Below are 21,738 nucleotides of genomic sequence, written 5' to 3'. Positions count from 1 at the left end.
CAGTCGTCGTTGACGGTCTCGTCTGCGTCCTCGGCGCCAAGATCCGCGCCTTCATCGACGGCTGGCACGATCGAGCCCACCCGTTCGTGTGGACCAAGACCGCCGAGCGGATCATCGCGAAGGCCAACCGTCCAACTACTTCAAGTCCGCCGGCACTAGGACCCATCCTTGATTTGTGTAGTATCACCATCACCGTTGGCCCGGTTCGTCACCGGGGACAACACCAGCGAACCACCCGTCCAGGAGGCAATCAGTGAGCACCACGTCAACCTACGCCGCAAGACTTCTCGCCGACGGCCGAGTCTCGTGGACTCGAGCGTTGGTCACCCTAGCCACGGCCGTGGCCCTGCTCGTCAGCCTCACGACCCCCGTCGTCTGGTTGCACCAGCCCGCTGTGCCCGAGGCCAACCTTCCGACGATGAACCTTGACTTCGCAGACCTGCATGACTTCTCCAGCATGCCTGGATCGCCCGGCCTCCAGGAGGCCTACTTCTCGTGGCTGGCCTGGCTCTTGGTGGTGGCGACCATTGTCGTCGCGATCGCTTGGAGCCTGACCTTCGGACGGTCGGGGCGCGCGGTGGCCGGTCTTCTGGCCGTCTTGGCTGCGGCTGGTCTCATTGTCACGACCCTCGCTATCAAAGGCGACATGTCGTGGAGTTGGCTGGGCGATCAACTCAAGAACATCCGGATCGGCGGGTACCTGCTGCTCGTCAGCTACGCGGTCCTGTTGGTCTTCGCCTTCGTCGCTCGCGACCGGGCCCAAGTCCCGTCCAAGGAGTGAGACCGCCACGCGAGTCGACACCGCCCTGAGACTTCACGGTGCCAACGGCCTCCCCGTGGGCTGATCATCGTCACCGCACGGCGAAAGTTGCGCTTCTCCAACGACTTCGCAGTGTGGCCGTCGAGCCTTCGGGTTATGGCTTTCGGAGTGTGTAACGCGGGCCGTAGCGTCGCTGAGCGGCCGCAGCCGCCTCTCTATTGCCTGAGCGCGCTGACCATCTGTTGTGGCGACTGGCTTGTCGACGGCGCTCCAAGGCTGGACAGTTCCGGCGCCGAAGCTGTTCAGTTTTCGAGCGCCGCCGACACTGGCTCCCAGCGGCCAGGATTCGTCTGCCGAAGGAGTTGCTCGTCCATGCAGCCCGCGAATCTTGCCCAGTTGATCGAGCAGGTGGGGGGCAATCCCGCCACGCTGCTCCGCCGGGTCAGCTGGTCGAGGGCCTCACCACGCAGCCAGCCATCGTGCTTGCCGGTCCAGGCATGCCCGCCGTAGTAGACGGTCCCGTGTCGCAGCAGCAGCTTGGACAACCGGTGCCGGCGCCCGCATCAGGTCCCCGCGGCAGTCCTCGCGGGGCCTGGACCAGGTCCCGGGCAGCCTCTTGCTCCACGGCAGGGATCGCCACCGCGGTGAGCTCGTCCGCGCAGCAGCCGCGTGAGATGGATCGCGTCCTTGGCGTCGGTCCTGGTGATGACCTTGTCGACCTGGGCGTCGGTCACCGTACGGGGCCGGCCCGGCCGTGGCTCGTCGAGCAGCCCGTCGAGCCGATCAATCAGGAACCGACATCGCCACTTGGCCACCGTCCCCCGCGCGACGTCGAGCTCCTCGGCGACCACGGTGTTGGAGTCCTCACCGTTCCCGGCCGCACACCGCAGCACGATCCGGGCCCGCAACGCCAGCGCCTGAGCGGTCTTCGGGCGACGCGCCCACGCCCTCAGCTGATCGGACTCAGCCTCTTCCAGAACCAGTGGCGCAAACCTCGAGTCCGGCACACCTCAGCGTATCCACTGCACGCGACCTCTTGACGCAGGACGCTAGCGGATGTCGATGCGTTTCACGACGTACTCGGCGATCGCCAGGCTGGAGGTTGCCGCAGGGGAGGGGGCGTTGCGAACCGCGGTGATGTTGTCGCTCTGACTGATTCTGAAGTCGTCGACCAGAGTGCCGTTTCGATCGACTGCCTGTGCCCGTAGGCCGGCGCCGCTGCGGACCACGTCGGTCGCGCCGATGGCGGGGACGTAGCGTTGCGCCCTCCGCATGTACGCCTTCGTCGACAAGGATCCGCGCACCTCGACGACGCCCGTGCGCCAGTGCTGACCAGCCATGCGCCAGAAGCCTGGCCAGGTGAGCGTGCTGCGCACGTCGGCGGCGTCGAAGGCGCTGCGAGGGTAATGCTGTCCGCTGAGTGAGCGCGAGAGAGCCAGCACTGCGTTCGGGCCGACTTCGAGGTCGCCGTTGACGCGGCGGGTGAAGTGGACGCCGAGGAAGGGATAGCGCGGATCGGGGACGGGATAGATCATTCCGCGCACGAGTTCGCGCTTGTTCGGACGTACTGCCATGTATTCCCCTCGGAACGGGACGATACGAGGTTCGTCGCCGTCTCCGGCGAGACGAGCCACGCGATCGGACTCGAGACCGGGGCAGAGCACGAGATGGTCCACGTGCCACGAATCGTTGGTGGTGGTGACCGCGATCCTGCCCCTGCGTGCGATGCCACGCACCTGCGTCGACGTCTGCACGACGCCGCCGGCCTCTTCGATCTCGCAGCCGAGGGTCCTGCATATCGCGGCGTAGTCGGTGATCGCGGTGTGTGGTGAATGGAGCGCCGCGATGCCCGCTGCGTTCGGTTCGATCTCTCTCAGGCCGGCGGCGTCGACCTGGACCAGGCCCGGTACGGCGTTTTGCGTGGCGGTCTTCGTCAGCGCGTCGAAACGGTGGCGTTCGGAGTCGTCGACGGCAACTACGAGCTTGCCGCACTCGTTGTAGGCGATGTCGTGCTCGGCGACGTAGTCCTTGAGGAGTCCGCGGCCACGTGAGCAGAGATCCGCTTTGAGGCTGCCCGGCTTGTAGTAGATGCCCGCGTGGACGACACCGGAGTTGTGTCCGGTCTGGTGAGCGCCGAGGCGGTTCTCCTTCTCGAAGACCACCACCCGGAGGCCCGGATAACGCTGCGTCAACTCGCGGCCCACCGCGAGGCCCACGATCCCGCCGCCGACGACGCCTACGACGCGCTCAGCCACTTGACGGGATCCTGCAGTCAGTGGACGTGGAGGGGACGCCCGGCAAGGAGCATGTGGGCCTCGCCGATCGCCTCGGACTGTGTCGGGTGGGGATGGATGAGTTCGGCCACATCATCTGCGACGGCCTCCCAAGTGACGATGAGTTGAGCCTCGGCGACGAGCTCGCTGACCCGGTCGCCGACCATGTGGATGCCAATGACGGTGCCGTCCTCGGTGGCGACCAGCTTGACAGCGCCGGCTGTGCCCAGGATCGCGCTCCTGCCGTTGCCGGACAGGTCGTAGACCGCAGTGGTGATCGTCTCGCCATGCCTGTCGCGCGCCTGTGCCTCGGTGAGTCCGACCGAAGCGACCTCCGGGGAGCTGTAGGTGACGCGGGGTACGGCCGTGTAGTCGATCGGCGACGGGTCCAGCCCCGCCGAGTGCTCTGCCGCGAGGATTCCCTCGGCGAAGCCAACGTGCGCGAGCTGGAGTGTCGGGAGCAGGTCGCCGACGGCGTACATGTTGGCGACCGAGGTTCGGCAGAACTGGTCGGCCTTGACGCGGCGACGGTCCAGGGCGATTCCGTGCTGTGCGAAGTCGGCTCCGTCGATCACTGCCTCGCGTCCGATCGCTATCAGGACCACGTCGCCTTCGAGGACCGAGCCGTCTTCCAAGCGCAGTTGTACCGCAGATTCCGTCGTGTGGACTTCTGCCATCCGTGACTTCAAGCGCAAGTCGATTCCGCGACGGCGGAACGCGCGTTCGAGGAGTCTTGAGCTGTGCTCGTCCTCGAGGGGGATCAGGTGGCTGAGCGCCTCCACGATCGTGACCTTGGAGCCCAATGAGGTCCACGCGGAGGCGAACTCGCATCCGATCACGCCACCGCCGAGAACGATCGCCGTGTCAGGAATGCTGGCTAGCGTGAGCGCATCCTCGCTGGTGAGGATACGGAGTCCGTCGGGCTCAACGCCGGGCAGCGTGCTGGGACGCGAACCGGTAGCGAGGACGACGTGCTCTCCGGCATAGGACATCCCCCCGGCCGAAACCGACGACGGACCAGTCAGAGTGCCCCGGTCGCGGACGATCCGGATGTTGCGGCTCTCGATGAGCCCTTCGAGGCCCTTCCAGTTCTTCTCGATGACGCCGTCCATGTAGGCGCGCATCGCTGGCACGTTGATGCCACGAAGGTCTGCATCGATGCCGTAGCTCTCGCTGTGTCGGGCCAGGTCCGCCACTTCGGCCGCGTGCAGCATTGCCTTCGTGGGAATGCAGCCTCGGTGGAGGCAGGTCCCGCCTACCTTGTCTTGTTCGATGAGGATGACGGAGCGTCCCAGCTGAGCGGACCGCAGGGCGGTCGCGTAGCCGCCACTGCCGCCACCGAGAACGATTACGTCTGCATCCGAAGTCACGTGGGCTCTTTTCTGCGTCTTCATTGCACAGCCACGGTCATAGCGGGGCTGCGATGTACTTGCTCTCGAGGAACTCGTGCACGCCGGCGAAGCCCCCTTCCCGGCCAAGGCCGCTCTGCTTCATGCCTCCGAATGGGGCGGCGGGGTCCGAGAGCGCCCCTCGGTTGATTGCGACCATGCCGGAGTCCAGGCTGTCTGCCACGGCGAAGGCCCGTTGAAGATCGCCGCCGTAGACGTAGCCGATCAGGCCGAAGGGCGTGTCGTTTGCCAGCTTGATCGCGTCATCGTCCTCGTCGAACTGGACGATGGGTGCGACCGGGCCAAAGATCTCGGTTTGCAGGATCGACGCGTCTGCCGTGACGTCCGTCAAGATGGTCGGGGGGTAGAAGGCGCCAGCCATGTCTGGGACGGTGCCACCGACGAGGGCTTTCGCGCCCTCGTCGATCGCGTTGTCGACGATCTCCGCGACCTTGTCGCGCTCGTTGATCGAGACCAACGCCCCGATCTGGTGCGCTGCGGGACTCAGGCCGGGTCCCATGGACTGGTCGCCCATGCGGACAGCGAGCTGGTTGCTGAACTCCTCGGCGATGGAGCTGTGTACGTAGAACCGGTTGGCGGCGGTGCAGGCCGCGCCGCCGTTGCGCAGCTTCGCGATCATCGCTCCTTCGACCGCGTCGGGGATGTGGGCATCGGAGAGAACAACGAACGGCGCGTTGCCGCCGAGTTCCATCGAGGTCCGCAGGACCTGGTCGGCAGCTTCCTTGAGCAGGATCCTGCCGACCTCGGTTGAGCCGGTGAACGAGACGTTTCTGACCCGGACGTCGTGGAGCATCTCGCGGACACGTGCCGCGGTCGGGGCAGCGGGGACGACATTCACGACTCCCGCGGGCACTCCGGCCGACAAGAGGAGCTCGGCGATGGCCAGCGCTGTCAAGGGTGTCTCGGACGCCGGTTTCAGGATGGTCGTACATCCCGCAGCCAGCGCTGGCGCCCACTTTCGTGTGGCCATGGCGGCAGGAAAGTTCCAGGGCGTGATGAGCAGCGAGACCCCCACAGGCTGATGGGTGACCACGATGCGCTTATCTGCGGCTGGCGCCTGCCGAAAGTCGCCAGAGATGCGTACCGCTTCTTCGGCGAACCACCGGAAGAACTCAGCTGCGTAGGTGACTTCGGCCATCGAGTCGGCGAGCGCCTTGCCGTTCTCGCGCGTGATGAGGCGAGCCAGTGGCTCACGGTAGGCGATCATCAGCTCGTAGGTGCGGCGCAGGACTTCGGAGCGATCACGCGGCGAGGTCTGGGCCCATCCGGTCGCGCTCGCGGCGGCGGCGTCGATCGCGGCTGCGCACTGTGCCTGCCCAGCGACCGCTATCTCCGCGAACACCTCGTTGCTCGCGGGATCGCGTACCGCGAGCTTGTCCTGCGTGAGTGGCCGTTCCGCGCCGATCACCAAACCTGGGTGGGGGGCGGCGACGCCCTGGTCCGTGACCTGCAACTGCTCCTGCATATCGGATGTGAGCCTTTCGACCGGTGCCGGGACGTGTAGTATGACTGAACACAGCCCTACGCTTCAAGCGTGGTTGCCAACAGCAGCGCTACACATCCCACAGCACTCTCGAACAGTCAGACGGCGAAATGCGGCAGCAGAGCCGGTTGGCTGCGATGCGACTAGAAGACGAGGTTCCCGCCATGCCGACCCACAGGAAGCTCAAGCAGTCCGCCCCTTGGGTCGAGATCAGCGCCAGCGAACGCGACTGGCAGCGTGCCGATCCCGCGCTGCTCGGGACCATGTACACCCAACTGGTGCTGATCAGGGTCTTCGAGGAGTTCGTGCTCGACCTTGCCAGCAAGTCCCTGATCCATGGACCTGCGCACTCCAGCATCGGCCAAGAGGGCGGAGCGGTCGGATCGGGTCTAGCGCTGCGTACGACGGACACGGTCAACGGCTCGCACCGAGGCCACCATCAGTTCCTAGCCAAGACCCTCGGCTACGTAGCACCTGAGGGGCTTGATCCGACCGTCGACTTCTCCGGCGAAGTGAAATCTCTGGCGCTCAAGACGCTCGCGGAGATCTGTGGGCTCGATCGTGGTTTCTCGCACGGACGTGGTGGCTCGATGCACCTGCAGTGGAAGGAGGCGGGGGCGATCGGCACCAACGCGATCGTCGGCGGTGGCGTCCCCCTCGCCGCCGGATCTGCCTTTGCTCACCGATTCGCGAACACCGGCGATGTGGCGGTGACCTACTTCGGGGACGGGGCCACGAACATCGGCTCGACCCTGGAGACCCTGAACCTGGCTGCGGCGTGGGACCTCCCACTGTGCTTCTTTGTCGAGAACAACCTGTATGCCGTGTCGACCAACGTCTCCGAAGTCACAGCCGAACCCCGCCTCTCGGCCCGCGGCCCCGGCTTCGGCATCCCCAGTTGGAAGGTAGACGGCATGGATCCGCTCGCGGTCTACCTGGCCATGTCCGAGGCAGCTGACCTGATGCGCTCGGGAGGTGGACCAACCTTCGTCGAGGTCGACGTCTATCGATACTTCCATCAGAACGGACCCTTTCCCGGCAGCGCGTTTCGCTATCGGACAAAGGATGAAGAGGCCGAGTGGCGGGCGCGCGATCCGATCCAGCGCACGGCCAGGTGGCTGGTCGAGCGCGGCCTGTTCTCGCCGGAAGAGCTCGAGGAGACCACGTCTCGAGCGAAGGCGCTCCTCGAGGAAGTCGGCTCCGTTCTCTTGGAACAAGATCCCGACGCCAAGCCGGGCGTTCTGCGCATCCGTCCCGACGAGTGGCCAGATCCGGGCTGGGTTGACGTAGGGGTCCGGGGAGATCTGAGCGAGTTCGGCGACGCAAAGCTCTTGGACCGCGCTGACTTCACGGGGGAGACGCAGGAAGCGAAGTTCATCGATGTCGTCGCCGGAGTCATGGAACGCCGAATGAGCGAGGACGACTCCATCGTGATCATGGGAGAGGACATCCACCGTCTGGGCGGCGGCACGAACGGTGCGACCAAGGGACTCAAGGAACTATTCCCCGACCGAGTGCTGGGCACGCCCATCAGTGAGAACGCGTTCTCAGGCCTCGCCGGCGGCATCGCGCTCGATGGGCGTTTGAAGCCGGTGGTCGAGTTCATGTATGCGGACTTCATGTGGGTCGCCGCAGATCAACTCTTCAACCAGATCGCGAAGGCCCGGCACATGTTCGGAGGCGATGACGACGTGCCCCTGGTGCTGCGAAGCAAGGTTGCCATGGGCACCGGGTACGGCTCCCAACACTCCATGGACCCGGCCGGGGTGTTCGCGACGTCCGCCGGTTGGCGGATCGTGGCCCCTTCGACACCGTTCGACTACGTAGGGCTTATGAACTCCGCCCTGCGCTGCAACGATCCGGTGCTCGTCCTTGAGCACGTCGACCTGTACAGCTCGGAGGGCGAAGCGCCGATCGACGACTTCGACTACTGCCTCCCCGTTGGCAAGGCGGCTGTGCGGCGCGAGGGCAAGGACGTCACGATCATCACCTACCTGGCAATGACACCTCACGTGCTCGATGCGGTGACAGAGACTCAGATCGACGCCGACGTCATCGACCTGCGGTGGCTGGACCGGGCCAGCATCGACTGGGAGACTCTCGAGGCGAGTATCCGGAAGACCAACAACGTCCTCATCGCCGAACAGGGTGCACTCGGCACGTCCTACGGCGGCTGGCTCGCCGACGAGATCCAGCGCCGCTTCTTCGACTGGCTCGACCAACCGGTGCAGCGCGTGACTGGCGGGATCGCGTCGCCCAGCATCTCCAAGGTCCTTGAGCGCGCCGCGATCGCCCGCAGCGACGAGGTGGTCGCGGCCCTGAGGAAGATGGTCGACTGATGGCCACGATCATGCGGATGCCCGAGCTGGCAGCGAACACCCCCGAGGCCACCCTCGTTGCCTGGCTCGTCCAGGAAGGCGCTGAGGTCCAGGCTGGTGATCCCGTCGCCACCGTCGAGACGGCGAAGGCCACGGTCGACGTTGAAGCAGAAGTGTCAGGAACCGTCTTGCGGCTCACCGCCGAGGAAGGCGACGACGTCACTGTGGGTCGACCGATCATCGTGATCGGGAGCAAGGGTGAGACCGTTGACGAATCTCGGCTCAGCGACTCACCCGAACCGCAGGGCGCGTCGCTGCAATCCGCTGGGGCTGTCCACGCGCCAGACGTGGACACGGCGCTCGACACGAAGGCCGACACGAAGGCCGACACGAAGAGCCCTGTCGAACGCACCGATGACGACCTCGCCCCGGACAGCGCTCCGGGCCTCAGCCCCGTCCCATCCGCGACGCGAGAAGCCTCGGACACGGTGGGCGCCCGGATCTTCGCAAGCCCGCTGGCGCGGAAGATGGCTCGCGACGCGGGACTGGAGCTGACCCAGCTGACCGGGACCGGGCCGAACGGGCGCATCCGTCGGCGCGACGTCGAGGCCGCATTGTCTAGCGTGGCGACGTCGAGTGCGGAGTCCGCGCAGGTCGTTGCCGCGGACGGACAGCCAGGACCGTCGGGGGAAGCTGCCGTCGTACGCACTGCTGTGCCGACAGGGTGGACAGATATCCCGAACAGCAAGCTTCGCAAAGCGATCGCGACACGACTCACCGAGAGCAAACAGACGGCGCCGCACTTCTACCTGCGTGGAACGGCGAACGTCGATCCGCTGCTCGAGCTGCGGGCCCGACTCAACACCGAATCAGGTACGCGAGTCTCGGTGAACGACCTGATCGTGAAGGCCGTCGCGAAGGCACACCAGGCTGTTCCCCTGATGAATGTGACCTGGGGCAGCGAAGCGATCCGCCAATACGAGCACGTCGACATTGCCATCGCCGTCGCTACGGAAAGAGGCCTGGTCACTCCGGTCGTCCGCAACGCCGAAACGTTGAGCCTAACCGCCCTCGCAGAGGCTACCCGTGACTTCGCAAGACGCGCCCGAGATGGTGCACTGCGCCCAGATGAACTCGACGGTGGCTCCATCTCAGTATCGAACCTCGGCATGTTCGAGACCGAGGAGTTCGCAGCCATCATCAACCCTCCCCAGGCCGCGATCCTCGCCGTAGGTGCCGCCAAACATAGACCTGTCGTCATCGACGGCGAGCTAGCAATCGCGCGCACTCTCAAGGTCACCCTGTCTGTGGATCACCGCCCCGTCGACGGAGCAACGGCTGCCGAATGGATGCGGGAGTTCCTTGGCCTCCTTGAGAGACCGCTCCGACTTGTCGTGTAGCCCCTTCCGGCCCGGGCACCGTGCACGCGGCCGCACCCACCGCTCGGTCGAGATCGGCTTGGCCTGCCTCGTTCCTTTGGGTGAGCACGACGCTGGACGCCGCGCTCGGACTCAGAATCTCGGAGAGCATCAGCCGACATATCCATCGTGTCGGCCCAACCCCAGCTCAGCCGACAGGGACCGCACCAAGACTCGGCACCCTTGTCGTCACCCTTGTCGGCGCCTCGGTCGGACCGTCGTCGCGACCGTCGACGTAGTCGGTCTCTAGATACGGAGAAACAGCGATGGCAACGCACCCGAGTGTTTCGTACTCGATCACGGTCCGGTTGGAGGTACCCGCGAGCGGGTCGGCGACAAGTCTTTTGACCGCCGCAGTCGAGCAAGCTGGCGGCTTGGTCACCGCCCTCGACGTGACTGCGTCCGGCGATCATCACCTTCAGATCGACGTCACCTGTTCCGCCCGGGACACAGGCCATTCGCGAGACCTCGTCGATGCTCTCCGTTCCGTTGTCGACGTCGATGTGAAGAAGGTTTCGGACCGCACGTTCCTGATGCACCTGGGAGGAACGATCGAGATGACGACCAAGCAGCCCATTCGCAATCGTGACGAGCTGTCGATGATCTACACCCCCGGTGTCGCCCGAGTATGCCTCGCTATCGCCGAGCAGCCAGAAGACGTTCGCCGGCTCACGATCAAGCGCAACACGGTCGCGGTCGTCACCGACGGCTCAGCGGTCCTGGGACTGGGAAATATTGGACCTGCTGCGGCACTACCGGTCATGGAGGGGAAGTCGGCCCTCTTCAAACGCTTCGGCGACATCGACGCGTGGCCGCTGTGTCTGGACACTCAGGACCCGGACGAGATCGTTGCGATTGTGAAGGCAATCTCGCCAGGCTTCGCGGGCATCAATCTCGAAGACATCTCGGCGCCACGCTGCTTCGAGATCGAAGCTCGGTTGCGCGAGCAGCTCGACATACCCGTCTTCCACGATGACCAGCACGGCACAGCAATCGTCGTGTATGCCGCACTCGTCAACGCTTTGCGTGTCGTGGACAAATCGATCGCAGAGGTTCGGATCGTCATGAGCGGAGCAGGCGCAGCTGGTTCAGCGATCCTGCGTCTCATGCTCGCCGCGGGCGCGACGGACGTCGTTGTCGCCGACGGCCATGGGGTCATTCATCGAGACAGACCCGGCCTCCAGCCAGCCAAGCACTGGATTTCGACCGTCACGAACCGAAGTGGCCGCAGTGGAACACTGAGGGAAGCGCTGAAGGGCGCCGACGTCTTCGTTGGTGTGTCCGCGCCCAACATCGTGAGCGGTGCAGACATCGCCACCATGGCCGACGGCGCGATCGTGTTCGCGCTAGCGAATCCCGACCCGGAAGTTGACCCGGCCGAGGCATCCCAGCACGCTGCCGTCGTTGCTACCGGTCGATCCGACTATCCGAACCAGATCAACAACGTGCTCGCCTTCCCCGGCGTGTTCCGCGGCCTCCTGGACGCTGCGGCGCATCGAATCGACGACACCATCCTGCTCGCCGCAGCGCGGGCAATCGCAGCGACGGTCGGCGCCGAGGAACTCAACGCGCAGTACATCATTCCGAGCGTGTTCAACGCCGACGTCCATTCCGCGGTAGCCACCGCCGTGCGATCAGCATGTAGTCGTGAGAGTCGAAGTGAGTTGTCGTGAGCCGACGTGCCCATACAGCTGCGCCACGGCAGATGGTCCGGCTACTCATTCGGGCGGACGAATGGGGCCATACCACCCACCCACCTGACGCCCCCGAAGATCGTCGGTGGCTTGAAGGAGTTCGTCGATCCGACGTCCGGGTGCGGGCGTCGACCGCTCCGTGGGTATCGGAATGAGACCGGTTTCGGTCCCAGTGGTGCATGAGCGTGTGGATCCCGCGTGGCTCCGTTCAGAGGAGGGCCGCACGGATCATGTCTTCGCGAGGTACGAGCTTGGTTCGTTCCCGCCCGCGCTCGCGGCCGAGTGCGATCTCGTGAGCATCGATGCGGGACCAGTTGTCGGCGTTGATGACGGTAACACCGCCGGCGGCGAGGTGGTCGAGGATGGCGTCGGGGTCGAGAACGTCGCGCGGCCGAAGAGCGTCGAGGTCGTCGAGGAGGCTCGCGGTGGTCTCAGCAGCATCGGACTTCGTGTGGCCGATCAGGCCGGCGGGTCCGCGCTTGATCCAACCGGTGACGTAGAGGCCGGGTAGCAACGAACCGTCGATGTCGAGGACTCGACCGCGGTCGTTGAGCAGTACCCCGGCGTGATGGTCGAAGGGCAAGTCGGGGAGGTGGGAGGAGAGGTAGCCCACGGCGCGGTAAACCGCCTGCACGGGAGTGTCGAGGTACTGGCCAGTGCCGCGGACGGTGCCGTCGCCGCGGAGTTCGGTCCGCTGAGTGCGCAGTCCTTCTACCCGATGGTTGCCCAGGACGCGGACCGGGGATTGGCAGAGATGGATGTGGACCCGATGCGGTGCGCCGGTCGGCTCGCTCTCGAGGTATCTCAAGAGCGTGTCGACCACGAGCCGCGTGCCCTTGTTCGAGCTGATAGCGCTCTGGCCGGCTGCGTCGACCTCGAATCCCTCCGGATGGACGATGACGTCGACCGACGGAGAGTGGGAGAGCTCACGCAGCTCCATGGGTGCGAACCTGACCTGGGCGGGACCACGGCGAGCGAAAATGTGGACGTCGGTGGCCAGGTTGGCACGCAGCCCAGCATAGACATTGGCAGGTATCTCGGTGCCGAGTTGCTCCTCGACCGGCTTGACCAGCATGCGCGCCACGTCTAGTGCGACATTGCCCGCACCGATAACGGCGACCTCACGAGCATCGAGTGGCCAGTCGCGAGGGACATCGGGGTGGCCGGTGTACCAGCTGACGAATTCGGCGGCGCCGTGGCTGCCGGGTAGTCGGATGCCTGGGATCGCGAGTTGCCGGTCGGCCATGGCGCCAGTGGCGAAGACGACGGCGTCGTAGTGACGACGTAGGTCGTCGAGCTTGAGGTCGACTCCGTACTGCACATTGCCAAGGAACCGGATGCGGTCCTTGCCGAGGACGCGATCCAGGGCCTTCACGATGTCTTTGATCCGCGGGTGGTCGGGCGCCACCCCGTACCGGACCAGGCCGAACGGAGCGGGGAGCCGTTCGATCAGATCCACCCGCGCTGAGTCGTGCTCGTTCGTCAGAGTGTCGGCGGCGTAGATACCGGCGGGACCGGCGCCGACGATAGCAACACGGTGGTCTCTCACGGCTTTCCTCTTAGGTTAGGCTTACCTAATGATATCGGCCGATCCATCGGACTCAACGCGCTGAGACCCGGTTCACACTGGCCGGAACCGGGACACGGGACGCGCAGAGATCAGGCCGTTGTCGCGTGGAGAGGGCCTGCATGGCTTGATGAGAAGCGTCGCGGAGGAAGGGTCTGGAAAGGAGGGGACGGCGGCCCGCGCCGAACCTCGTCGGCCCAGTACTAGGGCCCATCTTCAATGCGCTCGAACTTCCGTCAGGTCACGACGCAACTGGACCCAGCCCGAGCGACTAGAGTCGCATCGACCTGTCCAACGTGGCGGTCATCGGGGTGGCGTGGACACGCTCCACGTCACCCCTGTTGGTCGCCAGCCTCGCCTGCGCGGGCAGGTCGGCGGTGCCCACCCGGCGCTCGAGTGACGCTGTCTCGAGTAACTCTGTACAGCCACCCTGCGGCGACTCCCCCGCAGCGATCGACACCGTTGAGGTCGAGAGTGATCCGTGGCAGGTGGCCGATGGCATCACGGTGGAAGGTGCCGGAGCCGGCGCCGCATCGGTGAGCAGTGCAAGCCACGGCTGGTCGCGGAGCATCGGACTGGACCTCCGCCGTTCACGTGCCGGAATTGGCTCGTGAGGCATTGATGCAGGCAACTCTCGCGACGCGAAAGAGGCAGAGCATGCGGAGGCGTCGGGTGGCGGTCGCCAGGTCTGGGCGGATGCAGGCGTCCATCGTTCGCCCGATCGACTCATCGCGACGTGTAGCGGCGTCACGGACGGCTAATCAAACGCCACGAACCTTCGGCGCCCGTTGATGAATGTTCGACCCTGGGCCTTGAACCGGCCCCTGCCGCAGGATTCAACGGCGGCCCAGCCAGAGGCTAATCACGTAGGCCTGCAGGGAGATCCCCAACAAATACGTGCCTGTTCCAAGAAGTCCTGTGGCGAGCCATGCCCAATGATCTCCCTGCAGCAGCCAGGCAGAGAAACCGCATATGCCGGTCGCTGAAAGGAGGGTGAGGAAGTTCGCCGTTGCGACAACGAACGGCGAGCTGATCAGGGGGGCATGGAGGTGATCGAGGCCGCCACTGACCCGCATTCCGACGAATCCCACGGCCGTATAGGCCGAGCAGGCCCCCAGAAGCATTGCGACGATCGATACTCCGTCGGGCAAGCCGTGCTTGTGGCCCGTGATCATAGTCGTCCCAAAGATGAGCAGCGTATATCCATGGGGAAAGGCAACTGTTTGGGAGACAATATGCAGCAACGGAGAGAAGTTCGTTTGCGGGCGGGGGCCTACAGACATATCCGGCGGTTTTCCTCCCCAGGGCGAGGTGTGGCGTCGAATTATACGCTGCTGTTCGGGGCCGCGGCGCGGTCTCTTAACGGGAACGGTAACGGGCCGTCGTGCGCTGCGGATTTCGTCGCGCGTCCCTTGTTGAGTGCGAAGATCCCCAGTTCTGGCGGTCGCGCAAGGGTGCCGGTTGACGCGGCGAAAGCGCGGAATCGGCTGGCTGGGTGCGTTGGTTGGTGGCGCTGCCGGCGAAGGTCCCCGTAGCCGGGCGTCGTCGTGTCTGCCGCGTGTGGGCGCTGGGGGGATCACGGTCGTCGTCAATCCCGACCGGCACGGGGATGGCGCTGCGGACGCAGTCCAAAGGGTCGCGCGATCCGGCATTGCATTCTTCATCTCGCCTGCACGGCATCGCGCAGCCCACCGCCGCTCAATATCGGAAGGCCTGGACCGCCCTCTGAAGTTGGCCAGCAAGTTCCGAGAGTTCGGATGTCGCCATGGACCCGTTCGCGCACTGCTCGTCGCCTCGTCTGTGGCCTGTGAAGCATGCGCGACATTCTCGGCGATCGTCGACGCCCCGTGCGCCGCATCGTCGATGTTTCGTCCCATTTCCAACGTGATCGCGGTCTGCTCCTCAACAGCCGCCGCGATCATGGATTGCGAGTCGCTGATCGAGGTGATGATGGTCGCGATTTCACGGATTGCCGCGACCGCGGATTCCGTGTCCGTTCTGGATTGCAGTGAATCGCTCCGTAATGTCGCCGGTCGCCTTACTCGTTTCCTGCGCGAGTCTCGGTAGTGACAGTGAACGCAGAGAGCGCGGCAACCCTTCATGTGTGTAGCGACGGGTCGCCTGATGGCACATCTCGTTCGCTGAGCTGCATCACGCAGCTAACTGGAGACGAACCTAACCGCCTCAGCAATGACGTCGCGTCTCTGCGTCCTTGGCCCTATCCGACTGCCGTGGTCCGGCCGACGCCGATCGGCTCAGTGCGTGGAATGTCGAGGAATCCGTTGACCAAGTCCTGCCCGTGACTGGTGAGTATCGACTCCGGATGGAACTGAAGCCCCTCGACCGGTCGGGTTTGGTGCCGGATGCCCATTACCAAACCTGACGGGCTGCGGGCGCTGACGTTGAGCGGGCAGCCGCGCAGTGATGCGTCGTCGACGGTGAGCGAGTGGTACCGGCCGCCGATCAGTGGTGTCGGGAGCCCGCGGAAGATGCCGGTCTGGTCGTGGTGGATCTCGACCTGCCGTCCGTGCACCGGCGATGGTGCCCGAGCCACCCTTGCACCGTACGCGACGGCGATGGCTTGATGTCCCAGGCAGACCCCGAGCAGTGGCACCCTGTCTGGGAGTCGCCGAACCAATTCGACACTTACCCCTGCCGACTCCGGACGGCCGGGACCAGGTGAGATGACGACCCGGTCGAACCGCCCCTCATGGATCGCGGCCAGCAGGTCATCGACTGCCATGCTGTCGTTCCGCACCACCGTCACGACCGCCCCGGCGACCTGGCAGTAGTGGACGAGGTTGTAGGCGAACGAATCGTAGTTGTCGATCAGAAGCACCGACGTGTTCCGAGCGTCGCGACTGGACCGGTAGTGAGTGGCAAGGCGACTCTGCTCCGAGCCGAGATCGTCGACCGATGACGGCTCCGTGGCACGGCGCGGGCGAGCAGATGGCGCATCCGCTGGTGCATCCGTGTCGAGACCGCCACCGATCGCCGCGACGAGTGGGGCGGCCTTCACCATGCACTCATTGACTTCGCCCTGTGGATCGGACGCAGAGACGATCCCGCCACCCACCCCCAGCCACACGCTTCCTGGCGCGAACTCGAACGTGCGGATGGCGACGTTGAGTTCTAGGCCGGCCGCCCCGGACCAGCCGATGGCTCCGGTATAGGCCTCGCGACCGGTGATCTCGATGTCGTTGATGATCTCCATCGCTTTGACCTTGGGCGCGCCAGTGACCGAGCCCGGGGGAAACGTGGCCCGGACCAGATCCGAGTCAGTGACGTGGGGATCCAGCGTCGCCTCGATCTCCGAGACCAAGTGCCAGACCCCTGTGTGCTGCTGGACCGTCAAGGCGGCGGGGACCGAGACGCTGCCCGGTACGCTGATCCGCGCGAGATCGTTGCGCATCAGGTCGACGATCATGAGGTTCTCCGCACGGTTCTTCGCCGAGGCGAGCAGTTCCTCGGGGTTGGTGCTCAGCGCCGCGGTGCCCTTGATGGGGGCGGCCGAGACGTGGCGTCCGGATCGTCGTAGGAACAGCTCGGGCGACAGGCTGGCCACCGTGCCCCGGTCACCGCGGACGAACGCCGCGTACGCCGGCGCAAGTGCGTCGACGCCGGCGATGAAGGCGTCAAGCGGGTCGCCGGCGAAGTCGGCGTCGAGCCGCAGACACGTGTTGACCTGGAAGATGTCGCCGGCGGCGATGTGCTCCAGGGCCGTGGCGACGGCGTGCGCGTGATCCTCCCACGGAGGGAAAGCCCGAAACGTTCCCGTCTGGAACGGCAACGGTCGGGCGGCAGGCATGGCGAGGACCTCTTGCGTTCGCTCGTAGGCGCGGCCAATGGCGTCCAAGTCTGCTTGTCTGCATCTTGCCTCGAACCACCAGTCGCCGGTGCCGGCATCGAACCGGATCAGGCGGTCGTAGTAGGCCAGGTCCACGGGTGGCCTGGGATGAGACCTGGGTGGCGGGTCGGGAAGCCGCTCGAACAGCGCACCGAGCTGATAGCTCAGCACCCCTATCCATGCCGCCCCGACCTTGGGGCGCCGGGCGTCCGGCCCGGCGAGTTGGTGGCTATCGGAGCCCGTTCCATTCCGTGATGGGGCGGCGAGGGCGGCGATGTTCTCAGACCGCTTGACGGGATCGAAGGCGATGATCGCACCACCGTCGGCCCATGAGCCCAGCAGGGCGACGAGCCTGTCGCGAGACCGGAATGCGCGCAGAACCTCCGATACATCCAACTCGGTCCGCAGCGGCCACGCCAAGGCGACCTCTGTCTCCTCGCACCTAGACATCCGGTCGGTCCTGTTCAAGTCGGCATGCCACTTGAGCCGCGACGACGTTGGCGCGTACGTCGTGGACCCTGACCCACGCGACAAGCGGGGCGAGGATTGCGGTGAGCGCCGCCGTGGCTGCGTCCAGGTCGCGCTGCCTATTCGGCTGCGGCTGGTCGAGGTCGAGCTCCTTGAACAGGGACTTGCGGGAAGCGCCAATGAGGATCGGGTACCCCAGCGTGCCCAGCTCATGGACGGCCGCGAGGATCTCCCAGCTCTGGCCCGATGTCTTCGCGAAGCCGATGCCCGGGTCCACGATGAGCTGGTCGCCTCGCACACCTGCGGCCAGGAGCGCTTCGATCCGTTCGCGGAGCTCGGTGATCACGTCGTGACGTGCGGCGGCGTAGACGGCGCGATGCTGCATGTTGGCGCTATGCCCTCGCCAGTGCATCGCGACGTACGGCGTCCCGAGCTGTCCGACCGTGGTGGCCATTGCGGGGTCGGCCAACCCGCCACTGACGTCGTTGATCATGGAGGCCCCGGCGTCGACCGCTTTGGCGGCGACCCGCGCCCGCATCGTGTCGATGCTGACGGTGACTCCAGCGCCAGCAAGGCCGCGAACCACGGGAAGGACCCGCTCGAGCTCGATGTGCTCCGGGACGCGCAGGGCTCCGGGTCTAGTCGACTCGCCGCCGACGTCGATGGCGGCGGCTCCCTGCTGCCACATCTCGGTTCCGTGGGCGATGGCCGCTGCGTGAGCGAGGTAGCGTCCGCCGTCTGAGAAGGAGTCCGGAGTTACGTTGACGATCCCCATGATCCGACAAGGCGGGACTGCGGGATCGTCTGGTTGTGACCGGACATGACTTCGGTGACGACGGGGGGTCATCGGTTACGGCCCCAGCCTGCGACCCGAATAGCACCTTCGGTCTCACCCGGAGTGGGCTGGGGCACCCGCGGCCGGTTCGAAGCCCCGAGTGCCGTGGCGGGGTCGACCTCGCAGGGATGGGTTTGGTGTTGGCGCGGGCAGGCTTGTGCCGCTCTTCCAGCTCCTCCACGTTCATCGGCGTCTGCGTTCAGCGACGTCGTCGATAGGCGCGCCGGCGTGGCGTCGGCCCAACGCTCTCCAGGATGCAGCGACCGCGCTGGAGGTAGACGCTGGCGCCATTGCCGTGAGAGCCCGTGACGCCAATGGCCGGCCGCACACGACGCGGGTTGCGCAACTTGTGCTCCAGAACTCCGATGCGCTGAATCGTGGGCTTGATCCGTCATACGCCCGGATCGAGGTTGGCAAGAAGGGGCGGGCCGAGCCAACTTCCGGTCGGGATGTTCTTCGCCCTCGCCGATCGCTGGGCGCGGGTCAGGGAAAGACAACAGTACGGTGACCATCGAGAAGCACGCGGTTCTCGGTGTGCCAAGCCACAGCACGGGCCAGCGCCACGCACTCGTTGTCTCTCCCGAGCTTGGTGACCTCGGCAGCGGACATTGAGTGATCCACCCGGGCCACCTCTTGCTCGATGATCGGGCCTTCGTCGAGGTCCGCGGTCACGTAGTGGGCGGTGGCGCCGATCAACTTGACACCCCGCGCGTGAGCTTGGTGGTAGGGGCGGGCGCCCTTGAAGCTAGGCAGCATCGAGTGATGGATGTTGATGGCCCGACCGTCGAGCTCCTTGCAGAGCTCGTCCGACAAGATCTGCATGTAGCGGGCGAGGACGACGAGATCGACACTGAGATCATCAACCAACTCGAGCAGCCGGTGCTCTGCGGCTGGCTTGGTCTCCGATGTGACCGGCACATGATGGAAGGGCACGCCGTAGTTGGCGGCCATAGCCGCTATGTCGGTGTGGTTTGACACAACCGCGACGACGTCGATATCGAGTCGGCCGTCGCTCGTCCGGAACAGCAGGTCGTTGAGACAGTGGCCGAACTTGCTGACCATGATGAGGACACGCGGCTTGGTTGCGGCGTCGACGATCCGCCACGAGACTGCGGAGGTCTTCTCGGCAACCGGAGCGAACGCCTCGCTAAGCGCCGAACTGGCCAACGGACCGCTGGTCGAGCGGAACTGGACACGCATGTAGAACCGATCGGCCTCACGGTCGAGGAACTGCTGGCTCTCCAGGATTGTGCAGTGTTGCTGAAAGAGGAAGGCAGCGACCTCGTAGACGATCCCTGGCCGTTCGGCACAGGTGAGGGTAAGGATGAACTCCGCGGCGAGGCCGTCGGATGTTGCAGCGGCAGTGGGCATAGGGTTCTCCTCGCTGGGGCCCGGTCTTCCGGCTCAGACCAGCGGCTTGGTGTTGACGGTGGCGCGGATGGTCGACTGGACGTGTCGTTCGACGGTCGGCTTTGCTGATCCACCGTTCGGTTCTCCGATAACGATCTCGACCTCGGTGCCGTCGACTGCGCTGGCCTCGTCGACCATGCCAAGCGAACAGAAACCGTTGACGTTGACGGTGTAGCCGGCGTAGCAGGAGAGGCCGACCAGCTTGTCACCGATCAGTACCTTGTCACGTGGTCCCACTGCGTAGTTGGTAACCGGCAGGTCCATGTACTTGGCGTGCTGGCCGTTCGAGTCGCCGAACAAGCTGCTGGCGATGACAGCGGCGGTATCGTCGTTGCTCCAGCGCAGCCAAACCTTGCGGCGGTGCGGCCGGTCCGCGAGCTTCTCGAGCGCCTCACGACCGAGGAAGTCGTGGTCGAACCTGATCGTGCGGCCGTAGCCGAAGTCCCAGGGGGTCGCGTAGTAGTCCTCGATGTCGTCGGAGACAAAGCTCCCCCCGATAGTGGCGTTGGCCTCGAAACCCGCGGCGGCCAGCCACTCGCGATAGGGCTTCATCTGATCGCCGGTGTAGATGGCCGGGACGGGCGAGGGGATCCATCCCGACTCGATAGCCGTCGACAGGTATGCCCGCTGCCCCCCGAGTTTGAGGCCGAAGTCTTTGCCAGCCTCAAACAAGATGGCCAGCACCTCCTCGGCTTTCTCCGAGGGTCCGATCAGCTCGAGGCCTGTCATCTCCAGCCCAGGTGCGCCGGTCATGGTGTGGTTGAGCGCACGGATCGGCGTGCCCGCGATCTCGAACTCGCCCATGTTGAAGAACTTGATGTGTTCCAGCTTGCGCCCGACCGCCTTGTCGATGATCTTCTGGGTGGCCGGTCCGTTGAGCTGGTAGCGAAAGGTGAGACGTCGGCCCGCGTTCTCGACGCTGCGCTCGTCGCGGGTCACTGCGACGTTGTAGTTACCGGTCTCGGCATGGAATGCGACCCAGTTGGGGATGGTCGGGCGTCCGACGAGGCTGAACTCGTCGTCCTCGAACGCGAACAGGATCGCGTCGCCGATCAGGTAGCCGTCATAGTTGACCGCGACGAACTGTTTTGCCTTGTTCCGACCGAAGTGCTGGAACGAGTTGACGCCAAGGTCTGAGAGGAGCCGCAGGGCGTCGGGTCCCTTGAAGTAGACGTCGGTCATGTGGTGCGACTGATCGAAGAGGACTGCGGTCTCCTTCCAGGCCCTCTGCTCGTCAAGCCAGTTCGTCCACTCGCTGCGCATGGGGTAGACAGGTTGCTGTGCAACCCGGTTGTCGTCGGCGGGCCTGGATCAGGGTTGCCGAAGTGAGCTGGCTCACCAGGGTCGATCAGCGTCACCCGGGGGCCGAAGTCGGCACAGGCCCGGCTGATCGTGACGGCGTCAGTGGCCACGTATACGTCGTCTAGCCACTCTTCGTGGTGGGTGTCGGTCGTAATCCCTCGATCAGCAACGAATCCTGCATGGCACTGACCGCCTGGGGGAAAGACGCGTACGGCCCGACGACCTCGGGTCGTAGATCCGGGGGGGTCGCCGTGCCAGCACAGGGTGATCCACAAACCCGACGCCTCCGGGCCGCCGTGCTCGTTAACGTAGTCGGACCAGGTCGCATCGGCGGGCAGCGGATTGCTCATATCCGAGACAAGCAACCACCACACCGCCAGATCGGACACACTCCGCCGACGCTGGGCGCCCGCAGCCGATGCGCACGCCGCGGGCTCCTCGAGCAGATCGCTCGTGCCCCAGATCTGGTTGCGAGTCCTCCCATCGAAGCCTCAGTTGGAAAGCACAACTGTCGAAACGGAGCCGGTCATCAGTTGCTGGCCGGATGAGGCCCCCGTGCCACGGTTGCGGTGCCTCGCCGCAGCAGCCGACGTGCCGCGTCGATGCGCAGACTGTGCTGGAGGACCTCGGAGTTGGCCAGCAACGTGCCAAGACGCCGGTCGAGGTCGGCCAGCCCTGCACGCAGGTCGATGACGGGGACGTCCACGTAGCAGGCGGGGAGCCGCTGCCCGAAGTCGGTGAGCTCAGCGCGGGCCATGCCCAGGAACGGCAAGACCCCGGCGTGACCTTCACGTCCGGTCGCGGCCTCAAGTCCGGCCAGCAGCGAGACCACGTAGACGAAATCCGGCGTCGCATCGTGGGTCTCACCGGTGCGGTCGGTAGCGGTCACAGCCATCACGTGCGGTCCTCTCTCAGAACGGTGTCGGCGGCGGGTTCGACCTCGCCCACCAGTGG

General features: G+C 65.3%; 17 protein-coding genes. 5 read left to right on the top strand and 12 right to left on the bottom strand.

From position 1 onward, the window contains the following. The first annotated feature begins 340 nt into the window (after positions 1-340). On the top strand, positions 341-781 hold the full coding sequence (locus tag PD653B2_RS01235; RefSeq protein WP_133058913.1) for a hypothetical protein: 441 nt from the start codon (positions 341-343) through the stop codon (positions 779-781). 281 nt (positions 782-1,062) lie between these two features. Here the strand turns inward: PD653B2_RS01235 and PD653B2_RS24695 are convergent, their stop codons facing one another. The 5 genes from PD653B2_RS24695 to PD653B2_RS01210 are packed head-to-tail and all read right to left on the bottom strand — an operon-like array spanning position 1,063 to position 5,895. Next, on the bottom strand, positions 1,063-1,305 hold the full coding sequence (locus tag PD653B2_RS24695; RefSeq protein ID WP_165763274.1) for a hypothetical protein: 243 nt from the start codon (positions 1,303-1,305) through the stop codon (positions 1,063-1,065). A gap of 18 nt (positions 1,306-1,323) precedes the next feature. After that, the gene (locus PD653B2_RS25815) at positions 1,324-1,767 is read right to left on the bottom strand and encodes a helix-turn-helix domain-containing protein (protein ID WP_278247428.1); all 444 of its coding nucleotides are present in this window, start codon (positions 1,765-1,767) and stop codon (positions 1,324-1,326) included. Positions 1,768-1,809: 42 nt separating this feature from the next. Further along, positions 1,810-3,015: an L-2-hydroxyglutarate oxidase gene (lhgO, locus tag PD653B2_RS01220; RefSeq protein ID WP_085870499.1), complete on the bottom strand. Its 1,206-nt coding sequence runs from the start codon at positions 3,013-3,015 to the stop codon at positions 1,810-1,812. 17 nt (positions 3,016-3,032) lie between these two features. Continuing rightward, a complete protein-coding gene (gene lpdA / locus PD653B2_RS01215; RefSeq protein WP_085870498.1) occupies positions 3,033-4,427 on the bottom strand; it encodes a dihydrolipoyl dehydrogenase in 1,395 nt (464 codons plus the stop codon). A 13-nt stretch (positions 4,428-4,440) separates the two neighbouring features. Beyond that, entirely contained in the window at positions 4,441-5,895 is a 1,455-nt protein-coding gene (locus PD653B2_RS01210) for an NAD-dependent succinate-semialdehyde dehydrogenase (protein ID WP_414689148.1), read from the bottom strand. Between the two features lie 194 nt (positions 5,896-6,089). On the opposite strand from PD653B2_RS01210, the gene PD653B2_RS01205 reads away from it, so the two are divergent. From PD653B2_RS01205 to PD653B2_RS01195, 3 genes are all read left to right on the top strand, one after another. After that, positions 6,090-8,264 (top strand): alpha-ketoacid dehydrogenase subunit alpha/beta, encoded by a 2,175-nt coding sequence (locus PD653B2_RS01205; RefSeq protein ID WP_085870654.1) that lies wholly within the window; start codon positions 6,090-6,092, stop codon positions 8,262-8,264. Beyond that, complete coding sequence (locus PD653B2_RS01200; protein WP_085870496.1) at positions 8,264-9,643, top strand: dihydrolipoamide acetyltransferase family protein; 1,380 nt, start codon at positions 8,264-8,266, stop codon at positions 9,641-9,643. Before PD653B2_RS01205 ends, PD653B2_RS01200 begins: the two co-directional genes overlap by 1 nt. Before the next feature lie 284 nt (positions 9,644-9,927). Next, positions 9,928-11,334 (top strand): NAD-dependent malic enzyme, encoded by a 1,407-nt coding sequence (locus PD653B2_RS01195; protein ID WP_085870495.1) that lies wholly within the window; start codon positions 9,928-9,930, stop codon positions 11,332-11,334. Between the two features lie 229 nt (positions 11,335-11,563). On the opposite strand, the gene PD653B2_RS01190 is transcribed toward PD653B2_RS01195, so the two are convergent. Beyond that, on the bottom strand, positions 11,564-12,904 hold the full coding sequence (locus PD653B2_RS01190) for an FAD-dependent oxidoreductase (protein WP_085870494.1): 1,341 nt from the start codon (positions 12,902-12,904) through the stop codon (positions 11,564-11,566). Positions 12,905-13,758: 854 nt separating this feature from the next. After that, entirely contained in the window at positions 13,759-14,097 is a 339-nt protein-coding gene (locus PD653B2_RS01185; RefSeq protein WP_085870493.1) for a hypothetical protein, read from the bottom strand. Positions 14,098-14,653: 556 nt separating this feature from the next. Between PD653B2_RS01185 and PD653B2_RS24560 the strand changes: the two genes are divergently transcribed. Then, positions 14,654-14,989 (top strand): hypothetical protein, encoded by a 336-nt coding sequence (locus PD653B2_RS24560; protein ID WP_133058914.1) that lies wholly within the window; start codon positions 14,654-14,656, stop codon positions 14,987-14,989. A gap of 151 nt (positions 14,990-15,140) precedes the next feature. On the opposite strand, the gene PD653B2_RS01180 is transcribed toward PD653B2_RS24560, so the two are convergent. From PD653B2_RS01180 to PD653B2_RS01160, 5 genes are all read right to left on the bottom strand, one after another. After that, positions 15,141-17,237 (bottom strand): chorismate-binding protein, encoded by a 2,097-nt coding sequence (locus PD653B2_RS01180; RefSeq protein WP_133058915.1) that lies wholly within the window; start codon positions 17,235-17,237, stop codon positions 15,141-15,143. Beyond that, the gene (gene folP, locus PD653B2_RS01175) at positions 17,212-18,012 is read right to left on the bottom strand and encodes a dihydropteroate synthase (RefSeq protein WP_085870491.1); all 801 of its coding nucleotides are present in this window, start codon (positions 18,010-18,012) and stop codon (positions 17,212-17,214) included. Before folP ends, PD653B2_RS01180 begins: the two co-directional genes overlap by 26 nt. Before the next feature lie 543 nt (positions 18,013-18,555). Continuing rightward, complete coding sequence (purU, locus tag PD653B2_RS01170; RefSeq protein ID WP_085870490.1) at positions 18,556-19,443, bottom strand: formyltetrahydrofolate deformylase; 888 nt, start codon at positions 19,441-19,443, stop codon at positions 18,556-18,558. Positions 19,444-19,476: 33 nt separating this feature from the next. Continuing rightward, positions 19,477-20,745, bottom strand: coding sequence for an aminomethyltransferase family protein (locus PD653B2_RS01165; RefSeq protein ID WP_085870489.1), 1,269 nt, complete (start codon positions 20,743-20,745; stop codon positions 19,477-19,479). A gap of 568 nt (positions 20,746-21,313) precedes the next feature. After that, complete coding sequence (locus PD653B2_RS01160) at positions 21,314-21,673, bottom strand: hypothetical protein (protein WP_242665075.1); 360 nt, start codon at positions 21,671-21,673, stop codon at positions 21,314-21,316. Between the last annotated feature and the right edge of the window lie 65 nt (positions 21,674-21,738).

This window comes from Nocardioides sp. PD653-B2 (genome assembly GCF_002117935.1).
In the GTDB taxonomy this organism is placed as follows: Bacteria; Actinomycetota; Actinomycetes; order Propionibacteriales; family Nocardioidaceae; genus Nocardioides.
Note: the sequence above shows the minus strand (reverse complement) of the source record. Positions and strands in the feature narration are given on the sequence as shown.

Bases quoted from the DNA above. Each gene is read 5' to 3' on its own strand.
- lpdA (WP_085870498.1), bottom strand. From the start codon at position 4,427: ATGAAGACGCAGAAAAGAGCCCACGTGACTTCGGATGCAGACGTAATC.
- PD653B2_RS01205 (WP_085870654.1), top strand. From the start codon at position 6,090: ATGCCGACCCACAGGAAGCTCAAGCAGTCCGCCCCTTGGGTCGAGATC.
- PD653B2_RS01200 (WP_085870496.1), top strand. From the start codon at position 8,264: ATGGCCACGATCATGCGGATGCCCGAGCTGGCAGCGAACACCCCCGAG.
- PD653B2_RS01195 (WP_085870495.1), top strand. From the start codon at position 9,928: ATGGCAACGCACCCGAGTGTTTCGTACTCGATCACGGTCCGGTTGGAG.
- PD653B2_RS01185 (WP_085870493.1), bottom strand. From the start codon at position 14,097: ATGATCACGGGCCACAAGCACGGCTTGCCCGACGGAGTATCGATCGTC.
- folP (WP_085870491.1), bottom strand. From the start codon at position 18,012: ATGGGGATCGTCAACGTAACTCCGGACTCCTTCTCAGACGGCGGACGC.
- purU (WP_085870490.1), bottom strand. From the start codon at position 19,443: ATGCCCACTGCCGCTGCAACATCCGACGGCCTCGCCGCGGAGTTCATC.
- PD653B2_RS01165 (WP_085870489.1), bottom strand. From the start codon at position 20,745: ATGCGCAGCGAGTGGACGAACTGGCTTGACGAGCAGAGGGCCTGGAAG.